Here is an 18,653-nt window from a genome sequence, read left to right as displayed (position 1 = left end):
GCAAATCCGCATCTCGTGGCCGACGCCGGTGCACCATCCCACAATTGTCGGAGAAGTGGTGAGTCCTGGTCGGCCATGACACAATCTAGGGTAAGTCTCGCCGCCAGCCGATAGAGGGATTGATCAGCGGATCTGCGCCACGGGCGACGTCTCGAAAGCGTTCGTATATGCCGCAGACCGCTCCCGAGACCCTATGCCCGAGCCACCGGAACACTCCCCCTTGGAAGAAATGCCAGGCCCGCAGTCTGTGCCAGCGGCCACGTCGCGCATTCTCATCGTGGATGATGAGCAGTTGAACCTCGACATGCTGTCGCGGCGGCTGCGGCGCTCCGGATTCAGTGTCTCCGTCGCCAGCAACGGCCATAGCGCCATCGCGGCCGTTGAGAGACAACCATTCGACCTGGTGCTGCTTGATCAGATGATGCCGGGCATGAGCGGCTCCGACGTCCTCCGTCACTGGCGCGAGCAGTACAGCCCGGAGCAACTTCCCGTCGTGATGGTCACAGCGGTGGCCGAGAGCGACAAGATCGCCTCTGCCCTCGAGGCCGGCGCCAACGACTACATCACCAAGCCCATCGATTACCAGGTCGCCCTCGCGCGAATCCGGGTGCAGCTCTCGCGTAAGAAGGCCGAGGCCGCGCTGCGGCTGAGCGAGGAGCGCTATGCCCTGGCGGCACAGGCGTCGCGTGACGGCCTCTGGGACTGGAATCTGACGACCAACTACGTCTACTACTCGCCACGCTGGCTGGAGTCCATGGGGCTGAGCGAAGACCAGGATCAGCCCAACGAGCAGCTGTGGTTCGACCACATCCTTCCTTCCGACCGCGACAAGGTCACCAGCGAGCTGGAGCTAATCCGCGGTGCAGTCAGCGCCGTTCTGCACTGCTCGTACCGCGTGCTGCACAGCGATGGGACGGTGCGCTGGATGTCCTGCCACGCCGTGGCGACTCGCGATGCAAGTGGCAACCTGGTGCGCCTGGCCGGATCACAGAGCGACGTTACCGACGAGAAGACCCGCGACGTGCTGACGGGGCTCCCGAACCGCGCACTGCTGCTGAGCTACCTGGAACTGGCCGGCATCGCCGGAAGTACCTCGCACGCCGTGCTGTTCATCGACCTGGACAAATTCAAACTGGTCAATGACAGCCTCGGACACATGGCCGGCGACGATCTGCTGCGCCAGGTTTCGGCACGCCTGCAGGACGTTGCTGCGCAGCACGCCCCCGAAGGCAGCGAGCCCATCTGCGTGCGCATGGGAGGCGACGAGTTCGCGATCCTGCTACGCTTCCACGCCGACCCCCTCTCTACCCAGCCGCTGATCGACGCGTTACAGGCGACGATGAACAAGCCCTTCCCCCTGGAGGGCCGCCTGCTGCACTGCGCGTTCAGCATCGGGATCGCTTATTTCACGCCGCAACAGGGCGGACCAGAGGACATTCTGCGCGAGGCCGACGCCGCGCTCTACGCAGCCAAGGCCAAGGGCCGGGGATGCGCCGTGGTCTTCAATCCGAGTCTCCTGGCCCTAGCCCACGACCGCTTCGAACTGGAGAACGATCTGCGTGGCGCCGTCGAACGTGGCGAGTTCGAGGTCTTCTACCAGGCCAAGGCCAACCTGAAGTCCTGCAACCTGTATGGTGTGGAAGCGCTCATCCGGTGGAGACATCCGAGCCGCGGGCTGATCCCTCCAGGTCTATTCATTCCCATTGCCGAAGAGAACGGGCTCATCGTCGAAATCGGCCAGTGGGTTCTTCGTGAGGCCTGCGCGCAGGTGCAGCAGTGGCACATCGAGTCGCCACATGTTCCTCAAATCGAGCTCTCGGTCAATCTCTCGCCGCGCGAGTTCCGTCAGCAGAATCTCGTCGCGAGCGTTGCGCAGACACTGGAAGCTACCGGCTTCCCTGCCTCCAGCCTGCACCTCGAGGTCACCGAAGGTGTGCTGTTCGAGGACATCGACGCCGCTGCAACGTTGCTACAGGAGCTCAAGAACCTCGGAGTCCGGCTCGATCTCGATGACTTCGGCTCGGGCTACGCTTCGTTCCGCTACTTGCGCAAGCTCCCATTCGACCTGATCAAGATCGACCGCGAGTTCACCATGGCGCTGGATCCTAACGAGCCTTCGACCGAGCACCTGATCCGCACCATCGTTTCCATGGGCGACACGCTGGGCATGAAGGTGCTTGCCGAAGGCGTCGAGACCGAGCCGCATCGCTCCACACTGGAGCGGCTGGGCTGCAAGCTGGGCCAGGGCTTCTTCTTCTCCCGGCCCATCGTCGCCGGGGAGATGAAGACCCTGCTGGATGGAAATGCCTCGCGGAAGCTCGAGGACGCAGCGTGATGCGGGAAGGCATTGCGCACACCATACTGCTTGTTACGTTGTGCTGCGGTTCAGCTCCTGCAATTGCACAGACCAGCAATACCGAGCAGTTGAAGACAAGCAGCCTTGAAGACCTCACGCAGATGAATATCAGTGTGAGCTCCTTTGCGCGCCACGCCGAGGATGTGGCGAAGACCCCGGGCGCCGTCTATGTCATCACCAGCGAACAGATCCAACGATCTGCCGCGACCAGCATCCCGGATCTCCTCCGCATGGTGCCCGGAGTTCAGGTGGCGCAGATCAATGCTTCCAGGTGGGCCGTAACAGCACGTGGATTCAACCATCAATACGCCAACAAGCTCCTGGTTCTGGTGGACGGCCGAACGGTCTACTCGGAAGTCCTCTCAGGCGTCAATTGGGAAGAGATCGACATCCCGTTCAGCGACATCGATCGCATTGAGGTGATACGCGGCCCCGGTGCCGCTGTCTGGGGAACCAATGCGGTCAACGGTGTCATCAACATCATTACCAAGCCGGTGCGCCACTCGCTCGCTACGGAAGCCACCGGCTACGCCTCAAACCTGATGCAACGCGCAGCCATACATTACGGCGGAGCGTTGACCGAACACTCCCAGTTCAGTCTCGATCTGGACGCCGTCAAACGTCGAGCATTGGTCGATTCCCTTGGACAGCAGCAGTACGATGGCCAGGACTCAGAACGGCTCAGCGGACGGATCGACTGGCAGCCCGTGTTGCAGGATTCCGTCCTCCTTACAGGACAGCTGTACCGTGGAAACGTCCATGCCGAGCTCATTGCTCCCCCCGCCGCCGGCGGTGGCACTCAGGACAGTGAGAACTTTAGCGGCGGCAACCTGCTGGGTCGCTGGGAGCATCAAGGAGCCCCCTCTGACACTGTGACGCAGATGTACGTTTCGAGGCAGGCACAATATGCACTGCATAACGAAGGAACCACCGATACCGCAGATCTCGACACGCAGGATCACTTTCAAGTGGGCGCTCGACACGACATCATCCTCGGAGCCGAGGTCCGCTTCACCGTGGACCGGACAGCTGGCACTCCGCTCTATACGCTAAAGAGGGAGTACAACAACTACCTGGCGGCCGTCTTCTTTCAGGACGAGATCGCGATCGTCCCCGGAAAGCTCTTCGCCACCGCGGGCGTCAAGCTGCAGCAAGGCAAGCTTTCGGGTTTCCAGGCGCAGCCGAGCGTGCGTCTCCTCTGGTCCCCCACCAGCACGCAGTCGCTCTGGCTGGCGGCCTCTCGTGCCGCCGTAGCAGTCTCTGTCGCCGATATCGGCCTGGACTACGACGCGATCGTCGACAGTAGTAACGGACTTCCCGTGATCGCGTTCTTTACTGCCAACTCGGCGATGAAACCTGAGGTCGTTGACGCCTACGAAGCGGGATACCGCATTCAGCTTCCGCACTGCCTCGCCTTAGACGTAGCCTCATATCACAATGTGGACGCACGCATCCCTGGAATCCAGTCGAGTGCGCCACAGTTCTCGACCGAATACGGGCCTTCAATCGCCATCCCTGAGACTTTCGTCAATGGCTACCGCGCGCTAACCGAGGGCCTCGAAGCCTCCCTGACATGGAAGCCAACCCGCTCACTGGACCTCACGGGCAGCTACGCCTGGATGCAGGCTCATGGGAGCCAGACCCTTCCCGGGTTTATCGCCATCCGCAATAGCTGGAACAGCCCTCGCAATAGCGGCAGCCTCTCGGCCTCCCAATCGCTCTCGCATGGTTGGCAGGTAAACAGCTTCTTGCAATATGTGCAGGCACTGTCGGATACCTCACCCACCTTTCATGGCTCCACGCCAGGACATGGAACTGGGGCTTACACCCGGCTGGATATGCATGTCACGCACCACCTCGGATCCCATCTCAATCTCGACGCAGGCGGGACGAATCTGCTCAGCGCACATCATATCGAGTTCAATGACGACAATCCGGGCCTGGACCATGGTCTCGAGGTCCCACGGTCTCTTTACCTCAAAGCAAGGATCACATTCTGATGCCCGCGCCCGGAAGACCTGCGGCGCGACGTGGCCCAAGCACAGGGCTACTCCTATGCCTTTCGGCCGTGATGACCTTTACGCACTCGCGCCCTGCGCTCGCTCAGACTTCCGCCGATGAGGCCGCCATCCGCGCGGCCATGCTGCTGAACATTGCGCGCTTCACCGACTGGCCGTCCTGGAAGATGGATGCCGAACACACGCAGTTCCTCATCTGCATCCTGGGAGCGGACCCGATCGACCGCTACGTCGATAAGATCCTCGATCACCAAGCAATCGACGAGAAGCCCATCGCCGTCCGGCACCTGAAGGCGGCTGACAGCGTGGAAGCCTGCCACGTCCTGTACACCAGCGTCGCAAACCGCAAGCTGCTATCCGCGGCACACGCCGAGGCGGTACGTGGCGCGGTGCTCACCGTTTCGGAACTTAGCAACAACATCGCACCCGATCAGATCATTGGCCTGCCCATCGGAGGCGACCACGTTCGGATCGAGGTCAACCTTACGCTTGCGCAACGCAGCAGCCTGCGCATTAGCTCGCGCGTCCTGCGCCTCGCCTCGGTGACCCAATGAAGGGCTTCTTCCTCGCTCTCTCCATCCGCACAAAACTCATCGTGCTGCTGGTAGGCATCGCCTTGGCAACACTCATCATCTCCGGTACGGTCCTCTGGACCTATCAGTTGGTGCACTATCGAAACCTGCTTGTCGAGCAGGAGAACGCGACCGCACAGCTAATCTCCGACGATGTGGCCACCGCCCTGCTCTTCAACGATAGCGGTGTGGCGAAGGAAGCACTGTTCCAGGTGCGCGAGGACCGCAACGTCGAGCAAGCTTGCCTCTTCGACCCCGTCGGTCGCATCTTCGCACGCTTCGCTGCTACGGCACAGACCCAGCCCTGCCCGAAACTCGGCGGAAAGCCCGTGAGTTATGCATCGAGGCACATGTTCATACGGAGGACCATTGTCATTAAGGGTGAACCGGTTGGCTCGCTAGTGTTGCAGATCAGTCTCGAAGAGATGTATCACTCGTTGGCTCGGTTTGCGGAGACGATGGTCATCACCGCGCTCATCGCACTCAGCATCGCCGGGCTGCTCGCGTCCAAGCTGCAGCGCGTTATCTCCCAGCCCATTCTGCACCTGACCCACGTGGCCACCAAGGTATCCGAACAGGGCAACTATCTGCTTCGCGCCCATCGCTTTTCGAACGACGAGACCGGTGTGCTCATCGACCAGTTCAACGCGATGATGGAGCGCATCCACGAGCGCGATGCGCAACTACAACGCGCACAGGATGGCCTGGAAGACAAGGTCCGCTCACGTACTCAGGCACTCGAGCACGAGATCGCGGAACGCAAAATTATCGAGCGTGATCTGGAAACGGCCCGCATCTCGGCAGAGAACGCCAGCCGCGCCAAGAGTGCCTTCCTCGCGAACATGAGCCACGAGCTGCGCACGCCACTCAACGCCGTCATCGGCTACAGCGAAATCCTGCATGAGGACGCCGTAGCGAACGCCGATGCACTCATGGCCGCCGACCTCGAAAAGATCCTGACCTCGGCGCGCCACCTGCTCACACTCATCAGCGACATCCTCGATCTATCTAGGATCGAGGCCGGCAAACTGGCGCTGACCCCAACGCTGCTCTCGGCACACTACCTCTTGCGCGAGGTGCAGCCTACTGCGGAGGTCCTGGCGAAGCAGAACCACAACACACTCATCCTGGAAAACAGGATCGGCGAGGCGCTGGTCGAGGTCGACCCGCTGCGCACACGTCAGTGCCTGCTCAACCTCATTAGCAACGCTTGTAAGTTCACGGAAGCGGGTCGCGTGACCCTGCGCACGAGTCTGGAGTCCTGCGAAGGGCGCAACTTTGTTGTCTGGACGGTGGCAGACACCGGCATTGGCATTCCCCCCGAGCATCTCGACCGGCTATTCAAGACCTTCAGCCAAGTCGACGATTCCAGCACGCGTCGCTTTGGCGGCAGCGGTCTCGGACTTGCGATCAGTCAGCAACTATGCCAGGCGATGGGAGGCTTCATCTCGGTAGAGAGCGTGCTGGGCAGCGGTTCCAGCTTCTCAATCCACATGCCGCTCGCGGTAGCCGAGTCCGAGAGCATGACCGACGCGGCGTAGGGTAACGGCGTTGGAGAGATTGCAACGTAAGACCTACGCCCGGAACGGCAGCAGCGCCGGCGGGATCAATCCAAGCGAAAGCACCTTGTCGACGCCGCCCATACGCAGCGCTTCCTTGGGCATGCCGTACACCACGGAACTCGCCTCATCCTGCGCGATGTTATAGGCTCCTGCCTGTTTCATCTCCAGCATGCCACGCGCACCATCGTCGCCCATACCAGTAAGGATCACGCCGACAGCGTTGCGGCCTGCATAGCGCGCAGCAGAGCGGAAGAGCACATCCACCGACGGGCGATGACGACAGACCAGCGGGCCATCCTTGATCTCGACATAGTAGCGTGCGCCGCTGCGACGCAACAGGATGTGGTGATTCCCCGGAGCGATGAGCGCACGCCCAGGAAGCACGGTGTCGTTCGGCTCTGCCTCTTTTACCTCGATCGCGCAAAGACCGTTCAACCGCTGCGCAAAGCTCTTGGTGAACAACTCCGGCATATGCTGCACGATGACGATGCCCGGAGCGTTCTCCGGCAGCGGCTCCAGCAGTTCGCGCAAAGCTTCTGTCCCCCCGGTCGAGGCTCCGACAACGATGACCTTTTCTGTGGTCTCGGCCATGGCGTTCTGCGATGGCGCCAGGATCACATCGGCAGTAAGTTTTGGTTCCACAACACGGGCTGCGGAGCGTGCACGAGGTCGGGCCTGGGCAGCAGCCTTCACCACCTGGCAAATCTGGATGCGGGACTCTTCTAGGTACTGGCGAGTACCAATCCTCGGCTTGGTGATGATATCCACCGCACCGGCACTCATCGCGTCCAGCGTGCTTTGCGCGCCGTCGGCGGCTAGAGAGGAACAGATGACCACGGGGATCGGCCGTTGCGCCATGATCTTGCGCAGGAAGGTCAGCCCATCCATCCGCGGCATCTCAATGTCCAGCGTAATGACGTCCGGGACCTCTTCAGCAATGCGCTCGGACGCGACAAACGGATCCGACGCCGTGCCGATGACCTTGATCTCCGGGTCGCTCTCAAGCAGGCTCGTTAACACCTGGCGTACCACCGCCGAATCGTCGACGATGAGGACACGAACCTTGCGGCCTTTATCTCCCATTTGCATATTACTGTCCTCTTCGCGAGCTATTGTGAAGCGGAGCCAGACGCCGCAGAAAGACCTCACCCGTATCGGTCACAAAGTAGATACACACCCCCACAGGGCCGCCGATCTGATGCACTGCCAGCCGGACACCTTCTTCAGAGAGGACCTTCAGAACCATCTGCGCGTTCATGCTTCCCACCGTCACCCGGCTCTCGTCGAAGTTCAGCACATCGCAGCATCCGAACAGCTTGACCTCGATCTCTTCGCGACGCGCCCCGAGCCCCTCGATCCGACGGATCATCTCGCAGAGAGAATGATCGACATAACGCCTCGGTCCTCCGGCTTGGTTCTCACGATACGCATGCTTCGTTGGCAGCATCGGATGACACATCGCCCCAAGTCCCAGCCGCTCCACGCGGAAAGTCACGCCCGCACAGGATCCCAGCACAGTTTTGAGAATGGCCGGACCACGTACCAGCTTGGCCTCTCCGGGTTGCAGCGTAAATTCCGGGGCCGTCGTCATCAGAGCTTTCGATAGATAGTGGACGCCACCGGGGTGACGGGAAGGTCCATCTGGCCCAACGTCTCCGAGTGCCCAATGAACAGATAGCCGCCAGGCACAAGCTCATGCAGCAGTTTCCGCACGATGCTTTCCTGCATGGCTCGATCGAAATAGATAAGAGCGTTCCGGCAGAAAATGACCTGCGGCTTTTCATTCAGCCTGTATGCATCGTCCATGAAATTCAGGCGTTGGAACTCCACCTTCGCGCGAAGCTCGGGCACGATGCGTACCTGATCGCTGCTCCGGTCGCGGCTCCGCATCAGGTATTTTCGCTTCATGCCTGTAGGCACGGGCTCGACGACTTGAGACGTGTAGACCGCAAGGGTAGCTCGCTGCAGCACCTCGGTAGAGATGTCCGTCGCGAGGACGCGAAACGAGAAGCTCTCGTGCTGGGATGCATACTCGCTCAGCACCATCGCCATCGTGTAGGGTTCTTCGCCACTCGAGCAAGCTGCGCTCCAGATCAGGAACGGCGCGCTGTTACCGCCGAATTCGGGAAGCACCCGCTGCATCAGGAAGTCGAAGTGATTCGACTCCCGGAAGAAGTCCGTCTTGTTCGTTGTGATGACATCGATCAGCGAAACGAGCTCGTCCCTGGAACCGGGTGCGAAGAGAAAATCGCAGTACTCCCCGTAGGTCGAATGCCCTAGTGCACGAAGGCGGCGTCTGAGGCGAACCTCTACCATCGTGTGTTTCTCGGGCGCCAACTGAATCCCACATTGCTCGCGGACCAGCGCACGCACACGATCGAAGTCGCGACGCGAGAGGTGATCCTCGCGCACCTCATCGAGGGTCTCCATACAGACCCCCTTCAGGCCGCAGCTTCCGTCATGCTGCTCTCAGCGCCGAACCCACGCAACTCTTCTGCGGTGAATACCCGGTCCACATCCAGGATCATGATGAAGTTGCTCTCGCGCTTTCCCATGCCAAGGATGAAGTCCACACGAACCTGCATGCCGATGCGAGGCGCTGGCTGAATCTGCGTGGTGTCGAGGTCGATGACCTCTTCTACAGAGTCCGCCAATGCTCCGATGATCGTCGACTCGCCATCGAGCACGACCTCGACGACGACGATGCACGTGTTGCGTGTGTTCACGGTCTTCGTCATCTCGAGGCACTGCCGCAAGTCAACGACGGGCACCACGCTGCCGCGCAGGTTGATGACGCCGGCCATCAACTCCGGTGTTCGCGGGATTGGGGTGATCGTCGTCAGGTCGAGCACCTCGCGAACCTTGGCTACATCGATCGCAAAAATTTCGCTGCCAAGCCGGAAGGTCAGGTACTGGCGCGTATCGGTCAACTCAGCCACACTCATGTCGATTCCTTTCTTATCTGTGCAGGCAGCGGAGCCCATCGGGCCCCGCGTCTTCGCCTGCTGTGCGTTCCTAGTAGCGCTCGAACTCTCCGTCCACACTGTCCGGACGATCATTCATGCGCAGCGCGTACCCATTGCTCGAGCCGTTGACGGCGGCTTGGCCCACAGGACGCCGCTGCACGGGAGCAGGCATCTTCGTAACCGGGCGCGCAGGAGTGCGAACGGGGGCGGCAAGCTCCGCGCCGGTGCGGAAGAACGAGAGCGCTCCGACGAGATTCTCTGCCTGGCTGGTGAGCTCCTCGGTCGTCGACGCCATCTCCTCCGCTGCTGACGCATTGTGCTGAATGACCTGCTCGAGCTGCTGCAGGGCCTTGTTGATCTGCTCGGCTCCAGTGTCCTGCTCACGGCTGGCGGCAGAGATCTCCTGCACCAGCTCTGCGGTCCGCTGGATGTCAGGCACGAGGCGTGTGAGCATTTCGCCCGACTTCTCGCTGACCTTCAGCGTGTCGGTGGAGAGCTGATTGATCTCTCCAGCTGCCTTCTGGCTGCGTTCGGCGAGCTTGCGTACCTCCGCCGCAACCACAGCGAAGCCCTTGCCATGTTCTCCGGCGCGGGCTGCTTCGATCGCAGCATTGAGCGCCAGCAGATTCGTCTGCCGGGCGATCTCTTCGATGATGGAGATCTTGTTCGCGATCTCCTTGATCGCGGTTACGGCCTCCGAGACGCTCTTTCCGCTCTCCTGCGCATCCTTGGCGCTCTTGTTCGCTATCTTGTCCGTCTGTAGCGCGTTGTCGGCGTTCTGCTTGATGTTGGAGACCATCTCCTCCATCGACGAGGACGCCTCTTCGGCAGCTGCGGCCTGCGAGCTTGCGCCCTTGGAGACCTGCGCCGATGCCGTTGCGATCGCTTGGCTGGCGCCCGATACCTCGCTCGCAATCGAACGCACCTCGGACACGGTCTTCGTCAATCCCGCGACCATCGCCTTCAGCGCTTGCATCAGCTTGTCCTGCGGCGAACGTTCACGCAGCTGCACCGCCAGATTGCCGGCAGCGACTTCCTCTGCAGCAGCGGTAATCTCGTTCATCGCCACGATGAGCGTATTCAGATTGTTCTTGATGGCGTTGAAGTCGCCGTTGTAGTTGTCTGTGATCGTGGGCGGAATATCGCCCTTGCTGATCAGGTCCACATACTTCGCGGACACATTCAACGGGCCGATGACGGCGTCGAGCGTCTCGTTGACGCCCTGCACAATCTTGCGGTACTCGCCATGATGCTTGTCTGCATCCGCGCGCGTCGCCAATTTACCCTGCGTCGCGGCTTCCGCCAACACGACGGTGTCGCGAGCCATGGCCTGCACAGCGCTGACCGTTCGTCCATAGCTCTTGGCGAGTACATCGCGGTCGGACTTCAGCTCCAACTGCGTGCTGAGATCGCCCACCGCAACCTTCTCCAACCCGTCGGACACGCTTCGAATATAGGTGATCAGGTCCCGGAAGGAGTCGGCAAGAGAGCCTACTTCATCGCCTCCGTGATACTCGACGGTTTGATTGACGTCGCCCAATGAGATCTGCTTCGCCGTCTCAGCAAGCTGTGCCATCGGCTTCGAGATGCTGCGGGAGATGAAATATCCCAACGCAAGGCCACCCAGCACGCCACCCGCTACCAGGATGAGCATGAACATGCGGCTGCTCACGTAGGTATCATCCGCGGCCGTTGCGGCCGCCTTTGCCATGGACTCTTTTTGGTCGATCAGTTGGCCGATTGCCTGCTCAAGATTATTCGTCTTCACCCGGCCAGCGCCCGTGGCAAGTTCCACCGAGGCTCGCTTCCGGTCGAACGGTTCTTTCATGCCCAGGTCGGCGGTCTGGTTGGCAAAATCCCGACGCTCGCGCCACGCCTGGTCGACCTGAGCCAGTAGTTTCTTGCCTGCCTCGGTGTGAAGCAGCGGAGCCACCTTGGCGATGTCTTCGTTCACCTTCACGATATCGTTCTGGACCTGGGCGTAATACTTGTTGCGCCCTTCCCTGTCGCTGGCCAGGAGAAGGTTTTTCTCGTCCCGTGCACCGTGGACTACATCGATGTCGATCTGCTTGATGGCATCGATTCCCAAAGTATCCTTCACATACGAGTCGGACTCGGTCTGGGCAAGCTGGCCCATACTGCGAATTCCGACGACGCCTACGATGGCGGTGATGGCTCCCACGATAACGAAGGCCGTTATCAGCTTGACGCCGATCTTCAGATCAAAAAACCATTTCATTTCGTTTGTCCCTTCAAGCTTGATTCAGATCTTCTGCGGTCCACTGCACCAGTGAGCTTTCGCCCTGAGACGCTCATAGACTGTTGTTGGCCAGGTGCGCGGGCTGCCCTCGCCGCCCACGTTAGTAACGTTCGAACTCTCCCTCGAGCCGATCGCTTCGGTCCTTCAAGCTCAGTTTGAAACCATTGCGCGACGCGTTGGGGGCAACTGGCCTGCTGGAGCGCGGTTCTGCTGAAACCGCAGCCTTGACCGTCGTCTGTACAGCATTACGAGCCGGTGCAGCCTGCTCCCCTCCGGTGCGGAAGAAGGCCAACGCGCCGACGAGGTTCTCTGCCTGACCGGTAAGCTCTTCGGTGGTGGAAGCCATCTCTTCTGCAGCCGACGCGTTGTGCTGAATCACCTGTTCGAGCTGCTGCAGGGCCTTGTTGATCTGTTCGGCTCCGGTGTCCTGCTCGCGGCTGGCGGCTGAGATCTCCTGCACCAGCTCCGCGGTGCGCTGGATATCGGGAACCAGTTTGCCGAGCATCTCGCCGGATGTTTCGCTGACTCTCAGCGTCGTGGTCGAGAGCTGGTTGATCTCCCCGGCCGCCTTCTGGCTGCGCTCGGCCAGCTTGCGCACCTCCGCCGCAACCACCGCGAAGCCCTTGCCGTGTTCGCCTGCGCGGGCCGCTTCGATCGCAGCGTTGAGGGCCAGCAGGTTGGTCTGCCGGGCGATCTCCTCGATGATGGAGATCTTGCTGGCAATCTCCTTGATCGCCGCGACGGCCTCCAGAACGCTCTTTCCGCTCTCTTGTGCGTCCTTGGCGCTCTTCTTCGCGATCTTGTCGGTCTGCAGCGCGTTGTCAGCGTTCTGCTTGATGTTGGAGACGATCTCCTCCATCGATGCAGAAGCCTCTTCGGCTGCAGCTGCCTGGGAGCTTGCGCCCTTCGACACCTGCACCGAGGCCGTTGAGATGGCCTGACTCGCACTGGAGACCTCACCGGCAATGGTACGAACCTCGGAGACAGTGTTCGTGAGCCCCGAGACCATCGCCTTGAGAGCCTGCATCAACTTGTCCTGTGGCGAGCGCAGTTCCAGCGTCACCGTAAGATCGCCACCGGCAATCAGTTCGGCTGCGGACGTAATATGCAGCATGACGTTGATGAGTCGGTTCAGATTGGTGGCCAACACGTCGCGGTCGGATTTGACTTGCTGCTGCGTGCTGAGATCCCCAACCGCCACCTTTTCCAGCCCGTCCGATACGCTTCGAATGTAGGTAATGAGATCGCGGAAGGAGTCGGCCAGGGAACCCACCTCATCGCCCCCGTGATACTCGATGGTCTGATTCACATCGCCAAGCGAAATCTGCTTCGCCGTCTCCGCGAGTTGGGCCATGGGTTTCGAGATGCTGCGGGAGATGAAGTATCCCAGTCCGAGGCCGCCCAAAACTCCCCCCGCAACCACGAAGAGCATGAAGGCTCGGCTGTCGCGGTACAGTTGGTCGCCCGCTTCCGCCGTCTGGCGCGCAACCTCTTCCTTCGCAGCCACCAGTTCGGTCAGCGCGTTCTCGGCCGCGTCCGCCTTGGCCCGGCCTTCTCCGTCAGACAGCTCCAGGGCAGCGCGCTTGCTCTGCGGACTTGCGTTCATGGCCAGTTCAACCGTCTTCCGAGCTACGTCCTGGTACTCCTTGCGATCCGTGTCGAACTTCGCCAACCGAACTTGGTTCGCGGGCGCTGTGATCGTAGAAGCTGCCTTGGCCAAATCGGCCGTGATCTTGGTGACGTCCCCTTCCACGCGGTCGCGGTACTTCTCGCGGTCCGCAGCCGTGTTGGCCAGCAACACATTCTTGACCGCCCTGTCCATGTGGAGCAGATCCACGTTGGCCTGCTTGAGGTAGTTGGTTCCCAGAGTCTGCTTGGCATACAACCCGGCCGCCATATCGGCAAGCTGGCTCATGCTGCGGATTCCCATGACCCCGACGATGGCGGTGATAGCCCCCACAACGATGAAGGCAGCGATCAGCTTCGTGGCGATCTTCAAATCGAAAAACCATTTCATTCTGTTTACCCCTACACCTTTGCTTCAAATCTTCTGTGGTTCGCTCCGCCAATAAACTTTCGTCCAGGTCACGCGCGGATTGTGGCTGCACTGTCTGGCGCGACCGTTTGTGATATCGGAACAATCTTCGGCGCGTTGGTCTCGGAGTTTCTGCTCTCTGCGGAGGCGCGCACCGTGGTGTTGCCCATTACGGGAGAGCGAGCGAGGAGACGCGCAGACGGTGCGACACCGCGGATGCATTCTTGCACCAGGCGATGCGGATCGAGGATGAGCGCAACTCCACCGTTGCCAAGCACCGTTGCTCCCGAGAGCTCGTTGACGTTGCGATAAAGGCGGCCCAGCGATTTCACCATCGTCTGGCAGTCGCCCAGCACGCGGTCGACGACCAGGCCGTAACGGCCAGCGTCCGTCGCGACCAGCATCACCTGCTCGAACTCTGGCAGATCGGCTTCGATGCCGAAGTAATCGCGCAAGCGAATGTATGCCACGACTTCGCCGCGTACCTTGATCAGGTGCTTCCCCTCGGCGTTGTCGATCTCACTGCGGCTGATCTCGATGCACTCCAGCGCTTGGGCCAATGGAAGCACGAAGTACTGCTCGCCCACACTCACCAGCAGACCGTCGATGATAGCCAGCGTGAGTGGGATCCGCAGCGTGATCGAGGTTCCCTTCCCCGCGTGGCTGACGACCTCGATGCTGCCGCGAAGATGCTCGATGTTGCGGCGCACCACATCCATTCCGACACCGCGACCTGAGAGGTCCGTCACCTCGCTCGCGGTCGAAAAGCCCGGCTCGAAGATCAGTCCGAAGACCTCAGCCTCGGTCAGCGCAGCATCTGCCGCGATGATGCCCTTCTCCACGGCGCGCTGCCGCACCCGTGCCGAGTCAATGCCTCGTCCATCGTCGGAGACTGTAATGAGGACATTGGCGCCCGAGTAACGAGCATGAAGGCGAAGGCTGCACTCCACTGGCTTGCCGGTTGCGGCCCGTTGCTCCGTTGTCTCCAGACCATGATCCATGCTGTTGCGGATCAGGTGCATCAGCGGGTCGCCAAGCTGATCGAGTACGGTCTTGTCCAGTTCGGTCTCGCAGCCCTCCATGCTCAGGCGCACGTTCTTACCAAGATCACGAGCCAGGTCATAGACCAACCTCCGGAAGCGCTCGAAGGTATCTCGTATGGGCATCATGCGAGCGCTCATCGAGCTCTCACGCAATGCAGCGCTCAGCCGCTCAATCTCCTCGGCAACGGCGCTGATATCGCCATCGTCATAGCGCGATGCGATCTCGCTAAGTCGCGCCTGCACAGTAACGAGTTCTCCGACAAGATTGACCATCTGATCCAGCTTGCCTGTAGCCACGCGGATAGCAGATGCATTCTCAACCATGTCCTGGGGCCTGCGAGGTCCACGTCCACTGCGCGGATCCTGCGTGGTCTCCGTTACTTGTGGGGCAATCACGGTAGTGTCGGCGACATTCTCAGGCGCCGGTTGGGATACTGCAGCCGAAGGCGCGGGCTGCACGTCTTCCGTTTCAGGCTCAATGGACAACTCGCACGTGTCCTCGACAAAGAGGAAAACCTCGCGAATCTGCAGCAGGTCCGCATCGGTATGCAGCGATATCTTCCAACGCATGTAGCAGCGTTCAGGGTCGATCTCCGCAAGGGACGGCAGCGCATCAAGGTCCACCACGGCCCGCAGCGATCCCATGCGGCCAAGCTCACGCACCAGCAGTGCTGGATCGGCCCCGTAGCGCATGGTATCCAGCCCCGGAGCAAACTCGATTCGCCAGCGTCGCGGCCCGCTCATCGCAGGCATCGCAGCTCGCGCCTCGTCAAGCGTGCTGGAAGGGCTCGAGCTTTGAGGGGACGTCGTGGTGGCGGCCACGAGCTTTCGCACTCGGCCCACCAGCGCCATACGCGGCTCCTGCTCTCCCGCGTCGTCGTTGAGCACAAGGTCGCGCATCACATCCGAGGCTTCCAGAGTGATTTCAATCAATTCCCGACTCAAAACGAGCCTTCCACCGCGCACAGCATCGAAGGCATTCTCAAGATCGTGAGTGAAAGCCGAGAGGATGGTAAAGCCAAACATCGCTCCGGAACCCTTGACGGTGTGCAGCATCCGAAAGATGGAGCTAACCTGCTCTGGATCGGCTTCCCCCTCCCCGAGGCTTAGCAGCAGAGATTCAAGCTGCCGCAGTAGGTCAAGCGCCTCCTCGCGAAACGCCACGCGAAACTGATCGCCCGTCTGGGCCTCACACGGAGTCGTGCTCATGCTGCGGGCTCCTGTGTGGACTCTACGTTCGACGGAAGCGACAAGCCAATATCTACGAGCCCGTCGAGGACGCCATGATCCTGAGGCTGCAGGATCTGACACGTCACCTTGCGAACTTGCGCTTCATGCGCTGCGGCCCAAAGGAGTTGCAGGATGGAGACGTGCAGTTCCGAGACCTCGGAGAGGTCGATGGTCAGCGCTGTGGCTGGCGGAGAGAGAAGTTCCAGCAACATCGCCTTAAGCTCTGCTGCATCGGAAAGATCGGCTTGGTTGGAGAAGCGCACCTGAGACACGCCTGCTTCGCAACGCGATTCGAGGGACATGACCGTACCCATAACGAACACTGTGATCTGCAGGCCCCTGCCCACAGATGCCAACTGCAACGCCTATCGACATCAGTACCGGAAACGTTCTGGCCTGACCACGATTGGGGCGCAAGGATTCAACGAACGAGCTTTTGCACCACAGATACAAGTTGCTCCGGGTTGAAAGGCTTCACAATCCACCCAGTCGCGCCGGCGTTGCGTCCTGCCGCCTTCTTCTCCGCCTGCGACTCCGTGGTAAGCATGAGGATAGGGATGAAACCGTAACCCGGCTGCTTGCGCATCGCCGCAATCATCTGAATACCATCCATGCGAGGCATGTTGAGATCGGTGATGACCAGATCGAACTTCGCAGCCGAGCTGCGTTGCAACCCGTCCTGCCCATCGTTGGCCTGCACCACGTCGTAGCCGGCCTTCTTCAAAGTGAAGCTGATCATCTCGCGAACGCTCGATGAGTCATCCACTGCTAGAATTCGTTTCATTGTCAGATCCTTTCTGCGAACGCCTGCAGCGCCCCAAGTGAATTTAGAAAAGCTCGATATCTCCAACAGACGCCATCGGAGACGAAGGGGGAATGACCTCGCCGAACAACACACTGCGCAGCACCTGCCGCTCAATCTCACTGGTGTAAGCGCTTCCGAACTGCTGCTCGATGGCGCGCCGCTCCGTCTCCGGTAGTTGCAAGGGATCCGGGTTTCCGCCCTGTTCGAGCGCCCGCTCGATCGATCCAACCGCGGCCTTAATACCCGTAACCACACCGCGCAGGCCCGCCAGGCTCTCATCCACCTGGGTCATACGGGCGTGCATGCGCTTCACCATCTCCTGGCCTTCGCGCTGGCAACGCACTCCGAGCGCGGAGATACTCCGCAGCGATCCCAGGGTGCTCTGAGTCTCCTCCTGGATCGCCGCGATCGCTGTTCGCGTGCTGCTGGAGGCAAAGCGCGCCTGCTCGCCGCGCGAGCTCGCTGCGGCCAGCATCTCCTCCATCGAGTCAACCGACTGCGTCGTCAATCCACGCCAATCGGCCGCAAGCCTGCTGATGCTGTTCGTAATCTGCAGCACCGACGCAGCCTGCGTGCCCACGTTGTGCGCCGCCACCATGGAGTTCAGATTGAGAAGCTGCAGGTGATCGCTGGTCGATTGCGATTGCTCAAGATGTTTGCGCACCATCACCATCATCGTCTCGAACTCACCGAACTCCTGTTCGTTGACGCGGTCGTACTGATGAAACTCGCTCTCGAACTGCGCCACCCATTGCCCCTGCTGCTCGAGCGAAATCTCCAGGCAGACGATCTGCTTCATGATCGCCAGTAATTCCTCGTCGCCTAGACGAAGGATCGACGCAGCACACTGTTCGATCTCGCCAATCCATCCCTCTGTCGTGCGGCAGACATTCTGTGCCTGCTCCAACTGCACACGTAGTGCGGCCATCGTCTGCGACGCCTTGAGAGACGAAGTGATATCTCCCCGCAAGGCTCGCAACGCCGCCCCCACATGTTCCGTCTGCTGCCGCGTCAGGTCCTGCATCTGCACTGCTCCTGTGACGCGCCCGATGTTTGATGACACTTCCTTAACGCAACCTTCGAAGGAAACGGGGAGTTGCTCGAAGTCCTGCAGAGCACGATCCGCTCGTTGCAGCGCATCCTCGCGCCCGCTCTCGATCAAGGCCAGGTTGCGGCGAGCCTGCGAGCGCGATTCCTCGATGCCAATCCGCCGCGCAGGCGTGCGACCCTGCCGCGTCTGGATTAACTCCTGCAGCACATCCACGCTCTTGGAGATAGTGTCCGAAGCCTGTTCGAGCTCGCCGGACATATACGTAAATCCCTCACCATCGTGTCCCAGTCTCGCGATCTCGATACGCAGCATCACGGCGATGATGCTTGCCATACGCGACGTCGCCTGCTGAGCCCGCGATGGCTTCTCCAACTCCTCCAACAGATCCTGCTCGCGCGATAGCAGTTCCGCCACTCCGCCTGCGGCCTCGAGCCTCAGATGCAGGACAGCCTCGCAGTCGCCGTAGATCCGCCGCATGAACGGCAGCACATCCTGAGCACCGCTCGATTGGGTCGCTGTTACGAGTTCACGTGTGGTCGTCATCAGCAGGTCGCAATCATGGGCAAGATCCTGGAAGTGCTGCGACAATACGGCGATGGATCGCTCGCTGTCGCGTAGCACCTGATCGAGATGGGTCTGCGCAGTCGCAACGCATGTCTGCATCGCATCCACGCTGTGTCGACTCCGCAGGAACCCCACTTACCCTCCAGCTCTTTCCACGGCGCACGCGCTACTGCTGCGAACCAGAACAACCT

Annotated in this window: 14 protein-coding genes; 4 read left to right on the top strand and 10 right to left on the bottom strand. The window is 60.6% G+C overall.

Annotated features, from left to right (window positions below; all coding sequences use genetic code 11):
- The first annotated feature begins 229 nt into the window (after positions 1 to 229).
- The 4 genes from AC5E6W_RS21605 to AC5E6W_RS21590 all read left to right on the top strand — a co-directional run bounded on the left by AC5E6W_RS21605 (position 230) and on the right by AC5E6W_RS21590 (position 6,487).
- Positions 230 to 2,335, top strand: a complete 2,106-nt coding sequence (locus tag AC5E6W_RS21605; RefSeq protein WP_491754428.1) for a putative bifunctional diguanylate cyclase/phosphodiesterase — start codon at positions 230 to 232, stop codon at positions 2,333 to 2,335.
- 89 nt (positions 2,336 to 2,424) lie between these two features.
- On the top strand, positions 2,425 to 4,356 hold the full coding sequence (locus tag AC5E6W_RS21600; RefSeq protein WP_491754415.1) for a TonB-dependent receptor plug domain-containing protein: 1,932 nt from the start codon (positions 2,425 to 2,427) through the stop codon (positions 4,354 to 4,356).
- Positions 4,356 to 4,928 carry a YfiR family protein gene (locus AC5E6W_RS21595; protein WP_491754414.1) on the top strand — a complete coding sequence of 191 codons (573 nt, stop codon included), beginning with the start codon at positions 4,356 to 4,358 and terminating at the stop codon, positions 4,926 to 4,928. Before AC5E6W_RS21600 ends, AC5E6W_RS21595 begins: the two co-directional genes overlap by 1 nt.
- Positions 4,925 to 6,487 carry an ATP-binding protein gene (locus AC5E6W_RS21590; RefSeq protein ID WP_491754413.1) on the top strand — a complete coding sequence of 521 codons (1,563 nt, stop codon included), beginning with the start codon at positions 4,925 to 4,927 and terminating at the stop codon, positions 6,485 to 6,487. Before AC5E6W_RS21595 ends, AC5E6W_RS21590 begins: the two co-directional genes overlap by 4 nt.
- A gap of 33 nt (positions 6,488 to 6,520) precedes the next feature.
- On the opposite strand, the gene AC5E6W_RS21585 is transcribed toward AC5E6W_RS21590, so the two are convergent.
- From AC5E6W_RS21585 to AC5E6W_RS21540, 10 genes are all read right to left on the bottom strand, one after another.
- Positions 6,521 to 7,597 carry a protein-glutamate methylesterase/protein-glutamine glutaminase gene (locus AC5E6W_RS21585; RefSeq protein ID WP_491754412.1) on the bottom strand — a complete coding sequence of 359 codons (1,077 nt, stop codon included), beginning with the start codon at positions 7,595 to 7,597 and terminating at the stop codon, positions 6,521 to 6,523.
- A gap of 1 nt (position 7,598) precedes the next feature.
- On the bottom strand, positions 7,599 to 8,099 hold the full coding sequence (locus AC5E6W_RS21580; RefSeq protein WP_491754411.1) for a chemotaxis protein CheD: 501 nt from the start codon (positions 8,097 to 8,099) through the stop codon (positions 7,599 to 7,601).
- Positions 8,099 to 8,938, bottom strand: a complete 840-nt coding sequence (locus AC5E6W_RS21575) for a CheR family methyltransferase (protein WP_491754410.1) — start codon at positions 8,936 to 8,938, stop codon at positions 8,099 to 8,101. The genes AC5E6W_RS21580 and AC5E6W_RS21575 overlap by 1 nt, the downstream gene beginning before the upstream one ends.
- Before the next feature lie 11 nt (positions 8,939 to 8,949).
- Positions 8,950 to 9,453: a chemotaxis protein CheW gene (locus AC5E6W_RS21570; protein WP_491754409.1), complete on the bottom strand. Its 504-nt coding sequence runs from the start codon at positions 9,451 to 9,453 to the stop codon at positions 8,950 to 8,952.
- A gap of 70 nt (positions 9,454 to 9,523) precedes the next feature.
- Positions 9,524 to 11,713 (bottom strand): HAMP domain-containing methyl-accepting chemotaxis protein, encoded by a 2,190-nt coding sequence (locus tag AC5E6W_RS21565; RefSeq protein WP_491754408.1) that lies wholly within the window; start codon positions 11,711 to 11,713, stop codon positions 9,524 to 9,526.
- 121 nt (positions 11,714 to 11,834) lie between these two features.
- Positions 11,835 to 13,751, bottom strand: coding sequence for a methyl-accepting chemotaxis protein (locus AC5E6W_RS21560; protein ID WP_491754407.1), 1,917 nt, complete (start codon positions 13,749 to 13,751; stop codon positions 11,835 to 11,837).
- A gap of 68 nt (positions 13,752 to 13,819) precedes the next feature.
- The gene (locus tag AC5E6W_RS21555) at positions 13,820 to 16,021 is read right to left on the bottom strand and encodes a chemotaxis protein CheA (RefSeq protein WP_491754406.1); all 2,202 of its coding nucleotides are present in this window, start codon (positions 16,019 to 16,021) and stop codon (positions 13,820 to 13,822) included.
- Complete coding sequence (locus AC5E6W_RS21550; protein WP_491754405.1) at positions 16,018 to 16,314, bottom strand: STAS domain-containing protein; 297 nt, start codon at positions 16,312 to 16,314, stop codon at positions 16,018 to 16,020. Before AC5E6W_RS21550 ends, AC5E6W_RS21555 begins: the two co-directional genes overlap by 4 nt.
- A gap of 149 nt (positions 16,315 to 16,463) precedes the next feature.
- Positions 16,464 to 16,826, bottom strand: a complete 363-nt coding sequence (locus AC5E6W_RS21545) for a response regulator (RefSeq protein WP_491754404.1) — start codon at positions 16,824 to 16,826, stop codon at positions 16,464 to 16,466.
- 43 nt (positions 16,827 to 16,869) lie between these two features.
- A complete protein-coding gene (locus AC5E6W_RS21540; protein WP_491754403.1) occupies positions 16,870 to 18,561 on the bottom strand; it encodes a hypothetical protein in 1,692 nt (563 codons plus the stop codon).
- Between the last annotated feature and the right edge of the window lie 92 nt (positions 18,562 to 18,653).

The organism is Bryocella sp., assembly GCF_058498515.1.
Note: the sequence above shows the minus strand (reverse complement) of the source record. Positions and strands in the feature narration are given on the sequence as shown.